This window comes from Streptomyces tsukubensis (assembly GCF_003932715.1).
In the GTDB taxonomy this organism is placed as follows: domain Bacteria; phylum Actinomycetota; class Actinomycetes; order Streptomycetales; family Streptomycetaceae; genus Streptomyces; species Streptomyces tsukubensis.
The window spans coordinates 4,981,518-4,995,143 of record NZ_CP020700.1; the positions used below are offsets into that span (position 1 = coordinate 4,981,518).

9 protein-coding genes are annotated in these 13,626 nt (G+C 73.6%); 6 read left to right on the top strand and 3 right to left on the bottom strand.

All coding sequences use genetic code 11. The annotated features are described in order from the left end of the window. Nucleotides 1–217: 217 nt before the first annotated feature. On the bottom strand, nucleotides 218–1,102 hold the full coding sequence (locus B7R87_RS20595) for an esterase/lipase family protein (RefSeq protein ID WP_006347141.1): 885 nt from the start codon (nucleotides 1,100–1,102) through the stop codon (nucleotides 218–220). Between the two features lie 336 nt (nucleotides 1,103–1,438). On the opposite strand from B7R87_RS20595, the gene B7R87_RS20600 reads away from it, so the two are divergent. Then, nucleotides 1,439–1,846, top strand: a complete 408-nt coding sequence (locus tag B7R87_RS20600; RefSeq protein WP_040914777.1) for a cobalamin B12-binding domain-containing protein — start codon at nucleotides 1,439–1,441, stop codon at nucleotides 1,844–1,846. Nucleotides 1,847–2,738: 892 nt separating this feature from the next. On the opposite strand, the gene B7R87_RS20605 is transcribed toward B7R87_RS20600, so the two are convergent. Together B7R87_RS20605 and B7R87_RS20610 are read right to left on the bottom strand one after the other, a co-directional pair. After that, nucleotides 2,739–4,358 carry a DUF5691 domain-containing protein gene (locus tag B7R87_RS20605; RefSeq protein WP_130584891.1) on the bottom strand — a complete coding sequence of 540 codons (1,620 nt, stop codon included), beginning with the start codon at nucleotides 4,356–4,358 and terminating at the stop codon, nucleotides 2,739–2,741. A 418-nt stretch (nucleotides 4,359–4,776) separates the two neighbouring features. After that, nucleotides 4,777–6,144, bottom strand: coding sequence for an SWIM zinc finger family protein (locus B7R87_RS20610; protein WP_130584890.1), 1,368 nt, complete (start codon nucleotides 6,142–6,144; stop codon nucleotides 4,777–4,779). Nucleotides 6,145–6,281: 137 nt separating this feature from the next. Between B7R87_RS20610 and B7R87_RS20615 the strand changes: the two genes are divergently transcribed. The 5 genes from B7R87_RS20615 to sucD all read left to right on the top strand — a co-directional run bounded on the left by B7R87_RS20615 (nucleotide 6,282) and on the right by sucD (nucleotide 13,531). Continuing rightward, nucleotides 6,282–7,421 carry an ATP-binding protein gene (locus B7R87_RS20615; protein WP_006347137.1) on the top strand — a complete coding sequence of 380 codons (1,140 nt, stop codon included), beginning with the start codon at nucleotides 6,282–6,284 and terminating at the stop codon, nucleotides 7,419–7,421. Further along, nucleotides 7,418–9,937 carry a DUF5682 family protein gene (locus tag B7R87_RS20620; RefSeq protein WP_187144544.1) on the top strand — a complete coding sequence of 840 codons (2,520 nt, stop codon included), beginning with the start codon at nucleotides 7,418–7,420 and terminating at the stop codon, nucleotides 9,935–9,937. Before B7R87_RS20615 ends, B7R87_RS20620 begins: the two co-directional genes overlap by 4 nt. Next, nucleotides 9,934–11,166 (top strand): vWA domain-containing protein, encoded by a 1,233-nt coding sequence (locus B7R87_RS20625; protein ID WP_130584889.1) that lies wholly within the window; start codon nucleotides 9,934–9,936, stop codon nucleotides 11,164–11,166. Before B7R87_RS20620 ends, B7R87_RS20625 begins: the two co-directional genes overlap by 4 nt. 277 nt (nucleotides 11,167–11,443) lie before the next feature. After that, nucleotides 11,444–12,625, top strand: coding sequence for an ADP-forming succinate--CoA ligase subunit beta (gene sucC / locus B7R87_RS20630; RefSeq protein WP_006347134.1), 1,182 nt, complete (start codon nucleotides 11,444–11,446; stop codon nucleotides 12,623–12,625). A 21-nt stretch (nucleotides 12,626–12,646) separates the two neighbouring features. Further along, a complete protein-coding gene (sucD, locus tag B7R87_RS20635; protein ID WP_006347133.1) occupies nucleotides 12,647–13,531 on the top strand; it encodes a succinate--CoA ligase subunit alpha in 885 nt (294 codons plus the stop codon). Nucleotides 13,532–13,626: the final 95 nt, after the last annotated feature.

Sequence of the window (13,626 nt, forward strand, 5' to 3'; positions counted from 1 at the left end):
GACAATCTTCCGCAGGTTTTACGCGGTCAGGAAAGGGGCATTCGAGCGTCTTTCGGCGAGGCGGCGGGAGAGCTTTGGCCGTACGTTCGAAATTCGTTCGACAAATCGTCACCGGGTGTGAGGCTCTGCGCCGACCCGGGGTGCGGGAGGGGTGGCGAAGGGTGGCCCGCCCCACCGGCCGGGGCCGGTACTCGGGCCTGAGCCGGGGCCGGTGGGCTCAGGCGACCGCCACCGGCTCCCCGACGACGGACACGGGCCCGGGCGCACCCTCCGCCGCGCCGAGAACCTCCCGGATCCGGGCGGCGACCGCGGGATGGACCGGCAGCGCGAGATGACCGATCCCCGTCACCCGCACATTCTCCGTACGGAGATCGGGGTGGTCGATCCGCGCCGTCTCCACCGGGTCCATCCACTGGTCCAGCTCACTCCAGAAGCTGGTGAAACGAGTACGGCAATCCGGCGCCGGGCGGCACAGCTCCTCGATGACCGGGGAATCCGGGCGCATCTGGCGCACGATCGGATGAGCGCTGGCGAGCGGGGCGACCCGGGTACCGGAGTGCGGGGTCCCCAGCGTGACCACATTCCGCACCCGCAGGTCACCGCCCAGACACTGACTGTAGTAGCGGGCGATCAGGCCGCCCAGGCTGTGGCCGACCAGATCCACCCCGTCCCGGCCGCTGCGGGCGCAGACCTCCTCCACATGCCTGCCCAGCAACTGGGCCGCCGCCCGGATATCGCAGGTCAGCGGCGAGTAGTTCAGACACTGGAGATCGCGCCAGCCGTGCCGGGCCAGAGAACGGCGGAGCAGCACGAACACCGACCGGTTGTCCGCGAACCCATGCAGCATGATCACCGGCCGGGGCGGGGAATCGCCCGCAGGCGGCGCGGGCCGCTCATCGGTCAGACCCGAGGGATAGAGCAGCAGATGCCCGGCGAGAATCGCCAGCTCCAAGGCGTGCGCCCGCAGGGCCGTCGACGGAAGCCGCAGCTCGCACAGCTCACGCAGCTGCTCCACCGTGCGGCGGCTGGTGGTGAGAAGGCCGATGGGGTCGGGGCCCGGCAGCGGGCCGAGATTCCGGGGGATGAAGGGCAGAACCTGCATGGGCCGGCCTCCGTACCGGCGCACAGGAGGCGACGCCGACTCCCGAACGCCCTCACGGAACCGCGTCCGGTGTCCCCGTCCCGCATCCGCGCGAGACCCCGGGCGGCTCCGTCGTACGGCTCTTTCGTGCGGCTCCGTCGTACGGACCCGGAAGCGGCTCCTTCGGCGGCGCGCCCGCACGGGGAGGCATGCACGCCTTCCGCCACGGGTACGCCGCATATCGAACGTGTCCCACATGTGATTTCCCCCTCCCGGTCCACCGTGAAACGGCCCCGTGCGGGATGCTGTGGATAACGATCGTTCACTCGGTGGCGCAGTGAGTGTGTGGAGGCGAAGATGGGTGTGACCGGTCCGATCCGCGTAGTGGTGGCCAAACCCGGCCTCGACGGGCACGACCGCGGGGCCAAGGTCATCGCACGGGCCCTGCGGGACGCGGGCATGGAGGTCATCTACACCGGTCTCCACCAGACCCCCGAGCAGATCGTCGACACCGCGATCCAGGAGGACGCGGACGCGATCGGCCTGTCGATCCTCTCCGGCGCGCACAACACGCTCTTCGCCCGGGTGCTGGAACTGCTGAAGGAACGGGACGCGGAGGACATCCGGGTGTTCGGGGGCGGGATCATCCCCGAAGAGGACATCGCGCCGCTGAAGGAGAAGGGGGTGGCGGAGATCTTCACGCCGGGCGCGACGACGACGTCGATCGTCGACTGGGTCACCACAACGTTTTCGCCTCCCTCTTAGGGGCCTGGGGTGCGGGGTGCGCCGTTGGTGGTTCGGGTTGCGTGTCCGGCCGCGGGCCGTGGCTGGCTTGTCGCGCAGTTCCTCGCGCCCCTGGGTATCTGTGCTTGCTGCCCCTGCGGTGTGCGGGTCCTCCGGTGGTCGGGTCGCGTTACTCCGTGGGGTAGGCGCGGGGTCTTGTCGGGTGCGGCCGGGTCGTGGGCCTCCGGGCTCACCTCCTCGCCGGCGGCGATGCACCGCTCCACGGGGAGCCCTGCTTGTCGCCACCGGCTGCGGGGGCGACCCTGCACCCCCCTCCGGAGATCACCCCGACTTGACCCCGGGGAACAAGGAGTTTCCTCGGTCACCCGCCACGGGGTGGGCCCGTATTCGGGACGCCCGTCCACAGGGGCTTCCCTTCCCCGGGCCCCGGGGCCCCGGGGATGGCGGCGAGCGCCGTTGACGGCGGGTGTTGCGTGTCCGGCCGCGGGCCGTGGTCGGCTGGTCGCGCAGTTCCTCGCGCCCCTGAATACCTCCCGTGACGTGCGACTTCACCAGGGGCTTCGCGGCCTGATCATGCTGGGATCACGTGGGAGGGGGGTGCAGGGTCGCCCCCGCAGTGGACCTGCGACAAGCACGGTTTGCCGGAGGGCAGTGCATCGCAGGCCGCGAGGAGGTGAGCCCGGAGGCCACCGACCCACCCGAACCCGACAAGGTCGGCGACCTACACCACGGAGCAACGGTCACCCAATCTTTGAGCCCCTCCGGCGATTGAGGAGCAGGAGCCGCCCGCACCCCGCGGGCAACCCCGCCCCCGGGGGCCCGGGGGCCCAACGCGCCCGCACCCCGCAGGGGACCCGCACCCCCGGGGCGAGGAACCCCAGCGGGAGGCGCTCCCGCGGGAGGCGAACCCGCCTCACGGCGCAAGCTCCTCCCGCATCGCCGCGCGCAAGCGCAACGTCGAGACCAGGCGGTGGAACGCCTCCGACCAGTACGTGCCCGCGCCGGGCGACGCCGATTCCGATTCCGCGGGCGGGCCCGTGAGGAGGTCGAGGCGGGCGGCCTCCCCGGGGTCCAGGCAGCGTTCCGCGAGCCCCATCACCCCGCTGAAGCTCCACGGGTAGCTCCCGGCCTCGCGGGCTATCTCCAGGGCGTCGACGACCGAGTGGCCCAGCGGCTCCGCCCAGGGGACCGCGCAGACCCCCAGGAGCTGGAAGGCGTCCGACAGTCCGTGCGCGGAGACGAAGTCCGCGACCCACAGGGCCCGCTCGCCCTCCGGCAGGGCGGCCAGCAGCTTGGCGCGCTCCGCCAGCGACGACGTCCCGGGCCCCGCCTCCGGCGGATTCGCGGGGGTGCCGAGGAGTGCGCGCGACCACTCCGCGTCGCGCTGGCGGACCGCCGCCCGGCACCAGGCCGCGTGCAGTTCCTCGGACCAGCCGTCGGCGACGGACAGGTTGACGATCTCCTTGGGCGTGCGGCGGCCGAGGACCTGGGGCCAGACCGCCAGCGGGGCGGCCTCCACGAGCTGCCCCAGCCACCAGGCGCGTTGGCCCCGGCCGGTCGGCGGGGTGGGGACGACGCCGTCGCGCTGCATCTCCGCGTCGCATGCGGCGGGCGGTTCGACCGCGATGGTGTCCCCGGCGGGCCCGGGCCGTACACAGGCCGCGGCGCGTTCCGCCATTCGCTGGGCGAAGGCCGAGCGCGGCAGCGCGGAGAGCAGTTCCGCGGCGGTGGCACGGACATTGCGGCTGCGGTCCGCGAGGGCCCGTTCCAGGAACATCTCGTCCGCGGGGGAGAGTTCGGTGCGGAGGGTGTCGAGGAACATCAGCCGGTCTTCGGCGCGTTCCGTCGCCCAGGTCCCGGAGAGCAGGGCGAGCGCCCCGGCGGGGTCCTGGTGCCGGACCGCGTCGAGCAGGGCGACCCGCTCGGCGAACAGGCCTTCTTCCCAGAGCCGTTCCACCGCGGGGGCGTCGGTGGTGTCCGGGAGGAGTACCCCGCCGCCCGCCGCGCCCCGGAGGGCGAACTTCCACTCGGGGTTGAAGCGGGCCAGCCACAGTCCGCGTACTCCGGCGAAGGCCAGTGCCTGGGGCCGCAGGTCGGCCCGGGCGCGGGCGGCGTCCAGCAGGGCGGGGAGCAGGGCCGCCGGGCTCCGGTAGCCGTGCCCGTTGGCGGTGGCGAGCCACTGCGGCAGCAGCTCCGTCAGATCCGGTGCGGCCCCCCGGCGGCCGCCTGCCGACGGTGCGGCCCGGTCCGCGAGGAGCTGTCCCAGTCTGCGGTGTGCCGCTTCGGGCAGTGCGGGCCGGGTGTCGGCGGGCGCGGGCTCCGGCGGCTCGGCCGGTCGTGCGGGCCGCAGCCCGGCCCTGCGCCGGACGGTCAGGACCGCCGCCGCGTCGAGCAGGTCCGCGGGCGCGTCCCTGCCCGGCTTGGTCACGGCGGCCGGTGGCGGCCGGCGGTCCGTGCCGAGCAGGGCGGAGGTGACCAGCTCCTCCCAGAGAACGGAGCCGGTGGGCTCGGTGCCGGTGCTGCTCTGCGACATGGGCCTCTCCTGCGGATGCGGAACAACAAGAAGGAAGGGGGTGTGGTCGGCGGGGCGGCCCGCGCGGGCTGTGCAACCGGCGGCGGCCGGATCGCTCCGGCCGTCCGGCCGGGGGCGCGGGACGTATGAACCGGGGTCCGCCCGACGGATCGGGTGTCCCGGTGGACCCGCCGCGGGATCGCTTCGGCCGTGCGAACGGGATTCCCCCGGCCGACGACCGGGCTCCGGTTCAGGCAGGGCTCCCCGCCGCGCCGGTGTCTCCACGGCCCGGCGCCGAGGAGCCGGGCGCCGAGGAGCCGGCGCCGGACCCCGGGTGAGGTCGCCTTCTCCGGGCCGGGCCCGGCCCGCCGCGCCGGTGTCGCCATGGCCCGGCGCCGAAGAGCCGAGCGCCGGGCTGCCCGGGGTGAACCTCCTCCGGCTAGACCAGCGGTATCGGCTCGGGCCCAGCCGCAGGCGACCACGCCGCGAGGGGTGTCGCCCCCGTATGGCCGCATTCGGCGAAGACGGTGACCGGGGCGCCGCCGGAGAGGGAGACGAGCTTCCACAGGCCGGGGCGGGAGAGCGCGGCGGGCGTCAGCGGGACGGCCGCTTCGCCGTTCGCGTCGGCCAGTTGCCACTGCGGGCCGCTGCCGCCGGGGACCGGTACCGGGACGACGTCCGTGAGCGTCACCGGCCAGGACTCCAGCCAGGGGTCGTCGCACAGGGCCTGCCCGTAGGCGTCGAGGGCGGCGGTCACCGAACCGCCCGGCGGCGGGGCGGCCGGGCCGCCGGTGAGCCCGGACTGTTCGCGGAGTTCGGCCCGGAGCTGCCCGGCGCCCGGGTACGGCACCAGCACCCCCGACAGCTCGCCCCCGACCGGCAGCGCGAGCTGCGGCGACCGGCCCGCGGCCCCGAAGGACAGCAGCAGTGCCGTACGCCCCGACTCGGTGCCGTGCACCCAGATACGGCGGGTGGTGACCTTGCCGTCGGAGGAGTCGTACTGCGCGAGGATTCGCCAGCGGTCCCGTACCGGAGTGCCGTCGGCGGGCGCGTTGATCCCCACTCGGGTGCGGACGGTCGCCGCCAGGGGGTCGGGCAGTCGCTCCCGGCCCAGCCAGGCGGTGTCCATCAGATGCAGCAACGCGCACTCCTCCAGCAGTCGCACCGGCCAGTCCCGCCCGGAGCCCGGGATCGCCCCCAGCTCCCGGACCCGCGCGGCCAGGCCCGGTGCCTGGGCGTCGACCATCCGGGCCGCCGTCTCCTCCCACAGGCCGTAACCCGCCTGCTCGGCGGAGGCGAGACCGCCGCGCAGCAGATCCGTCAGCCGCTGCTCCAGCTCCGTCGCGCCCGCCGAGATCCGGTCGGCCCGGCGCTCCGCCCGGCGGCGGGCGGCTTCCGCGTCGGCGGCCCCGGCGGGGGACTCCCCGCCGCCCTCGTCACGCCGGGCCTGCTGCGCCTCGGCCCGTTCGCGCCGGGGCTCCAGCCACTGTCCCGCCCAGTCGGGGACGGTCTCGTCGGCCATGGCTTCGGCGTCCCCGGCCCAGAGCAGCAGCAGCCCCAGCGCGTGCTTGCACGGGAACTTGCGGCTGGGGCAACTGCACTTGTACGCCGGGCCGGTCGTGTCGACGACCGTCTGGTACGGCTTGCTGCCGCTGCCCTTGCACAACCCCCACACGGCGCCGTCCCCGCTGCCCGTGCCGGACCACGGCCCGGCCGTCGCCAGCCTGCCGCCCGCTTTCTGTGACGCGGCGTCAGGAGCCAGCGCGAGCACCTGATCCGTCGTCCAACGAACCCCCGGTCCATTCATGTCTCCGACCGTACGGGCCGCCACTGACAATCCCCGGAAAACCCGTCCCGGCCTGCGGCGACGGCCCGTTGTCAGTGGGGTGGTGCAGGGTGGAGAACAGCTCGGACCGACCATCGGAACGAAGTCGAGGGGGAGTCATGTCCGTGTCCCAAGCCGTCGAAGAATCCACTGCGCGCACCACTGCGGAAGCACCGGCCGCCGACGCCCTGCGACCCCATGCGGAACAGGCCTTCGCGGCCGAACTCGCCGCCTTGGCCGCCGCCGACGACCGGCCCCGCCCGGTCAACTGGCGGCTCTCGCCGTGGGCCGTATCGCTGTATCTGCTCGGCGGCACTCTGCCCGACGGCACGGTGATCACCCCGAAGTACGTGGGCCCGCGCCGGATCGTCGAGGTCGCCGTCACCACCCTGGCCACCGATCGCGCGCTGCTGCTTCTCGGTGTCCCGGGGACCGCGAAGACCTGGGTGTCGGAGCATCTGGCGGCCGCCGTCAGCGGGGACTCCACTCTGCTGGTGCAGGGCACCGCAGGCACTCCCGAGGAGGCCATCCGCTACGGCTGGAACTACGCCAGACTGCTCGCTCACGGGCCCAGCCGGGAGGCGCTCGTGCCCGGCCCCGTGATGCGCGCCATGCGGGACGGCATGACCGCCCGGGTGGAGGAGCTGACCCGGATCCCCGCCGATGTGCAGGACACCCTGATCACCATCCTCTCCGAGAAGACGCTGCCCGTCCCGGAGCTGGGCGAGGAGGTCCAGGCGGTCCGCGGATTCAATCTGATCGCCACCGCCAATGACCGCGACCGGGGGGTGAACGACCTCTCCAGCGCCCTGCGCCGCCGTTTCAACACGGTCGTCCTGCCGCTGCCCGCGACCGCCGAAGCGGAGGTCGACATCGTCTCCCGCCGGGTCGACCAGCTGGGCCGGTCGCTCGACCTGCCCGCAGTGCCCGAGGGCGTCGAGGAGATCCGGCGCGTCGTCACCGTCTTCCGCGAGCTGCGCGAGGGCGTCTCCGCCGACGGCCGTACCAAGCTCAAGTCCCCCTCCGGGACGCTCTCCACCGCCGAGGCGATCTCCGTCGTCACCGGCGGACTGGCGCTCGCGGCCCACTTCGGCGACGGGGTGCTCAGGCCCGGTGACGTCGCCGCCGGGATCCTCGGCGCCGTGGTCCGCGACCCGGCCGCCGACCGGGTGATCTGGCAGGAGTATCTGGAGACCGTGGTGCGCGAGCGCGACGGCTGGAAGGACTTCTACCGCGCCTGCCGCGAGGCCGGCGTATGACCGGGGCACCGCCGCCGCGCGGGACCGGCGAGCAGCCCGTCGCGGACCGGACGCGCACGGCGCCCGCGGGGCCGCTGCTGCTGGGCGTCCGCCACCACGGCCCGGGGTCCGCCCGTGCGGTCGGTGCCGCCCTGGCCGCCGCCGCGCCGGACGCCGTGCTCATCGAGGGCCCGCCCGAGGGCGACGCCCTGCTGGCGCTCGCCGCCGACAGCGGGATGCGCCCCCCGGTCGCCCTGCTGGCGCACGCGGTCGACGATCCCGGCCGGGCCGCCTTCTGGCCCTTCGCCGAGTTCTCCCCCGAGTGGGTCGCCATCCGCTGGGCCCTCGCCCATGACGTCCCGGTCCGCTTCATCGACCTGCCCGCCGCCCACACCCTCGCGCTCACCGCCGACGGGGCACCGGCGGCCCCGGATGCGGTTCCGGGGGGATCCGCATCCGGGGCCGCCGACGACCCCGATCCGAGCTGGGACGCCGTGCCCGGCGAGCCCGCCCACCGGGCCGACGCTGACGGCGCTGACGGCGCGGCGGTCCTGTCCGTGGAAGGGGCCGGGGCCGGGGCCGCCCCGGCCGTCGACCCCGAGCGGATGCGGATCGACCCGCTCGCCGTCCTCGCCGAAGCCGCCGGATACGACGACGCCGAACGCTGGTGGGAGGACGTCGTCGAACACCGCGGCGACGGCGACCCGTTCGCCTCCTTCACCGTCCTCGCCGAGGCCATGACCGCACTCCGGGAGACCTACGGCCACGGCGGCCACGACCGGGATCTGATCCGCGAGGCCCAGATGCGGCTGAAGCTGCGGGCCGCCCGCAAGGAGTTCGGCGACCGGATCGCCGTCGTCTGCGGCGCCTGGCACGTCCCCGCCCTCGCCGCACGTACCACCGTCGCCGCCGACAAGGCGCTGCTGAAGGGCCTGCCGAAGGTCAGGACCGAAACGACCTGGGTGCCGTGGACCCACCGCCGGCTCGCCCGGACCAGCGGTTACGGCGCCGGAATCGACTCCCCCGGCTGGTACGGCCATCTCTTCACCGCCCGGGACCGGCCCGTCGAGCGCTGGCTGACCAAGGTCGCGGGGCTGCTGCGCGACGAGGACCTGCCCGTGTCGTCGGCCCATGTCATCGAGGCGGTACGGCTCGCGGAGACCCTCGCGGTGATGCGCGGCCGCCCGCTCGCCGGGCTCACCGAGACCACCGACGCCGTCCGGGCCGTGATGTGCGACGGCTCCGACGTACCGCTCGCCCTCGTCCGGGACCGGCTGGTCGTCGGTGATGTGCTGGGCGAAGTCCCGGACGAGGCGCCCGCCGTCCCGCTCCAGCGCGATCTGACCCGGCTCCAGCGCAGCCTCCGCCTCAAGCCGGAGGCCCTGGAGCGCGAAGTGGAGCTGGACCTCCGCAAGGAGACGGACACCGCGAAGAGCCGGCTGCTGCACCGGCTGCGGCTCCTCGGTGTCGACTGGGGCGAACCGGCCACCGGCCGCGGCAGCACCGGCACCTTCCGGGAGACCTGGCGGCTCCGCTGGGAACCCGAACTCCATGTCCGGGTCGCGGAAGCGGGCGTCTGGGGCACCACCGTGCTCTCCGCCGCGACCGCCCGCGCCGAGCACCAGGCCCTCACCGCCGGTGAACTCGCCGCCGTCACCGCCCTCGCCGAGCAGTGCCTGCTCGCGGAGCTGTCCGACGCCCTGCCGGTGGTGATGCGCGCCCTCGCGGACCGGGCGGCCCTCGACACCGATGTCGCCCGGCTCGCCCAGGCCCTGCCCGCCCTCGCCCGCGCCCTGCGCTACGGAGACGTACGGGCCACCGACACCACCGCCCTCGCCGAGGTCGCCACCGGCCTCGCGGAACGGATCTGCGTAGGACTGCCGCCCGCCTGCACCGGTCTCGACGCCGACGGCGCCGCCGCGATGCGCCGCCATCTCGACGCCGTGCACGGGGCCGTCGGCCTGCTCCCCGGCGACGGCGGGCTCACCGGCCGCTGGCGGACCGTCCTGCTCTCCCTCGCGGGCCGGACCACCGCCGCCGGGATCATCCGGGGCCGGGCCGCCCGGCTCCTCCTCGACGACGGCGCCCTCGCCGAGGACGAGGCCGCCCGGCTGATGGGCCTCGCCCTCTCGCCCGGCACCCCGCCCGCCGAGGCCGCCGCGTGGATCGAAGGGTTCGTCGGCGGCGGCGCGGGCGGCGGAATGCTCCTCGTCCATGACGAGCGCCTCCTCGGCCTCGTCGACGACTGGCTGACCACGGTCCCGCCGGAGTCCTTCACCGATGTGCTGCCGCTGCTGCGCCGCACCTTCTCCGCCTACGAGCCCGGGGTCCGACGCACCCTCGGCGAACTGGTCCGGCGCGGCGCCGCGACAGGCGTCCGGTCCGCCGCTGCCGGTTCCACCACGGCAGGCGCCGGAGCACCGGGCTTCGGCACCGGCCTCGACGGCGGGCGCGCCGATGCCGTGCTGCCGGTGCTGAGGCTGCTGCTGGGCACCACCGACGACCGTTTCGACAACCTCCTGGGGGTGGGGGCATGACCACCGACACCACGACCACCGGCCCGGAGACCGGCCCGGCCGCAGACGCGGGCGCCGGAGCCGGGTCCGAGGCCGCCGCGGAGCGGCTGCGCCGCTGGCGGCTGGTGCTCGGCGGCGGTTCCGCCGACGGCACCGGCTGTGCGCTCACCGGCCGCGACCAGGCCATGGACGCCACCCTCGCCGCGCTCTACGGCAGCGGGGACGGCTCCGCGGGCGGCCGCAGGGGCTCCGGCCGGGGCGCCGGGCTCGGCGCCTCCGCGCCCTCCGTCGCCCGTTGGCTCGGTGACATCCGTACGTACTTCCCCACCTCCGTCGTCCAGGTCATGCAGCGCGACGCCATCGACCGGCTCGACCTCTCGGCCCTGCTCCTGGAGCCGGAGATGCTGGAGGCCGTCGAGGCCGACGTCCATCTCGTCGGCACCCTCCTCTCCCTCAACCGGGCCATGCCCGAGACCACCAAGGAGACCGCCCGGGCCGTGGTCCGCAAGGTCGTCGAGAAGCTGGAGAAGCAGCTCGCCACCCGGACCCGGTCGACCCTGACGGGCGCCCTCGACCGCTCCGCCCGGATCAGCCGCCCCCGCCACCGGGACATCGACTGGGACCGGACGATCCGCGCCAACCTGAAGAACTACCTCCCCGAGTACCGCACGGTCGTCCCCGAGCGCCTCGTCGGCTACGGCCGTGCCTCCCGGGCGGTCAAGAAGGAGGTGGTGCTCTGTATCGACCAATCGGGTTCCATGGCGGCGTCGGTGGTCTACGCATCCGTGTTCGGAGCGGTCCTCGCCTCCATGCGCTCCCTCGCCACCCGGCTGGTCGTCTTCGACACCGCCGTGGTGGATCTGACCGACCAGCTCGACGATCCGGTCGACGTCCTCTTCGGCACCCGGCTCGGCGGTGGTACGGACATCAACCGGGCCCTCGCCTACTGCCAGGAGCGCATCACCCGCCCGGCCGACACGGTGGTGGTGCTGATCAGCGATCTGTACGAGGGCGGCATCCGCGACGAGATGCTGAAGCGGGTCGCGGCGATGAAGGCCGCCGGGGTGCAGTTCGTGGCCCTGCTCGCGCTCTCCGACGAGGGCGCCCCCGCCTACGACCGGGAGCATGCGGCCGCCCTGGCCGAGCTGGGCGCACCGGCCTTCGCCTGCACCCCGGATCTCTTCCCCGACATCATGGCGGCTGCCGTCGAACGCCGTCCGCTGCCGATACCGGACACGGCGACCGGCTGACGGCCCCGCCCCCCCCCGCGGGACCGGGCCGGGACCGCCCGGCCCGCCCCGTCCGCGGCGCGTGAACCCTCCAGTCGTTCGATCTGTGACTGTTCTCACCACCCAGGTGTGAGCTGCGATTTAGGAGGCCGCGTTCCGCGGGGATAACCTGCGAGGCGGACATGCCGCGTGCCGGTCTCCGTGTGCGCCTCCCTTGTGACGATCGCAGTCACGTTGCCCTCCGCGGCACGCCCACGCCTACTAGGAACCGCGATCATCAGAAAAGGGACGGACGCGCGTGGACCTGTTCGAGTACCAGGCGAGGGACCTCTTCGCCAAGCACGGTGTACCGGTGCTGGCCGGTGAAGTCATCGACACGCCTGACGCGGCGCGCGCGGCGACCGAGCGGCTGGGCGGCAAGTCCGTCGTCAAGGCCCAGGTCAAGGTCGGCGGCCGGGGCAAGGCCGGTGGTGTCAAGCTCGCCACCAGCCCGGACGACGCGGTCGAGAAGGCCGGTCAGATCCTCGGTCTGGACATCAAGGGCCACACGGTCCACAAGGTGATGATCGCGGAGACCGCGCCGGAGATCGCCGAGGAGTACTACGTCTCGTACCTCCTCGACCGCACCAACCGCACCTTCCTGGCCATGGCCTCCGTCGAGGGCGGCATGGACATCGAGGAGGTCGCGGCCACCAAGCCCGAGGCCCTCGCCAAGATCCCGGTCGACGCCAACGAGGGCGTCACCGCGGAGAAGGCCGCCGAGATCGTGGCCGCCGCGAAGTTCCCGGCCGAGGTCGCGGACCAGGTCGCCGACATCCTGGTGACCCTCTGGAAGACCTTCGTCGCCGAGGACGCGCTCCTCGTCGAGGTCAACCCGCTCGCCAAGGTCGCCGACGGCCGGGTGCTGGCCCTGGACGGCAAGGTGTCCCTCGACGCCAACGCCGACTTCCGCCAGCCGGAGCACGAGGCGCTGGAGGACAAGGACGCGGCCAACCCGCTGGAGGCCGCCGCCAAGGCCAAGAACCTCAACTACGTCAAGCTCGACGGCGAGGTCGGCATCATCGGCAACGGCGCCGGTCTGGTCATGTCGACCCTGGACGTCGTCGCCTACGCGGGCGAGTCCCACAACGGCGTCAAGCCGGCCAACTTCCTGGACATCGGCGGCGGTGCCTCCGCCGAGGTCATGGCGAACGGCCTGGAGATCATCCTCGGCGACCCGGACGTCAAGTCCGTGTTCGTCAACGTCTTCGGCGGCATCACCGCCTGTGACGAGGTCGCCAACGGCATCGTCCAGGCGCTGGAGCTGCTCAAGGCCAAGGGCGAGGACGTCACCAAGCCGCTGGTGGTCCGCCTCGACGGCAACAACGCGGAGCTGGGGCGCAAGATCCTCTCCGACGCCAACCACCCGCTGGTGCAGCGCGTGGACACGATGGACGGCGCGGCCGACAAGGCCGCCGAGCTGGCCGCGGCCGCGAAGTAAGGGACGAGGTACACCACCACCATGGCTATCTTCCTGACCAAGGACAGCAAGGTCATCGTCCAGGGCATGACCGGTGCCACGGGCATGAAGCACACCCGGCTGATGCTCGGTGACGGCACCAACATCGTCGGCGGCGTGAACCCCCGCAAGGCCGGTACGACCGTCGACTTCGACGGCACCTCCGTACCCGTCTTCGGCACGGTCGCCGAGGCGATGAAGGAGACCGGCGCCGACGTCTCGGTCCTCTTCGTGCCCCCGGCCTTCGCCAAGGCCGCCGTGGTCGAGGCGATCGACGCCGAGATCCCGCTCGCCGTCGTGATCACCGAGGGCATCGCGGTCCACGACTCCGCCGCCTTCTGGGCGTACGCGGTCTCCAAGGGCAACAAGACCCGGATCATCGGCCCGAACTGCCCCGGCCTGATCACCCCCGGCCAGTCCAACGCGGGCATCATCCCGGGCGACATCACCAAGCCCGGCAAGATCGGCCTGGTCTCCAAGTCCGGCACGCTGACCTACCAGATGATGTACGAGCTGCGCGACATCGGCTTCACGTCGGCGGTCGGCATCGGCGGCGACCCGGTCATCGGCACCACGCACATCGACGCCCTGGCGGCTTTCGAGGCCGACCCGGAGACCGAGCTGATCGTGATGATCGGCGAGATCGGCGGCGACGCCGAGGAGCGTGCGGCGGACTTCATCAAGGAGAACGTCACCAAGCCGGTCGTCGGCTACGTCGCGGGCTTCACCGCCCCCGAGGGCAAGACGATGGGCCACGCCGGTGCCATCGTGTCGGGCTCCTCCGGCACGGCGCAGGCGAAGAAGGAGGCCCTGGAGGCCGCGGGCGTCCAGGTCGGCAAGACCCCGACCGAGACGGCGAAGCTCGCGCGGGCGATCCTCTCGGCGTAAGCGAGTCCTCTGCGGTCGGGCGGTCCGCCTCGGGCCACCGCCACGGCCGCCGGGTCACCAGCGGGTGGGCCCGTGCCCCTTTCGGGGGCGCGGGC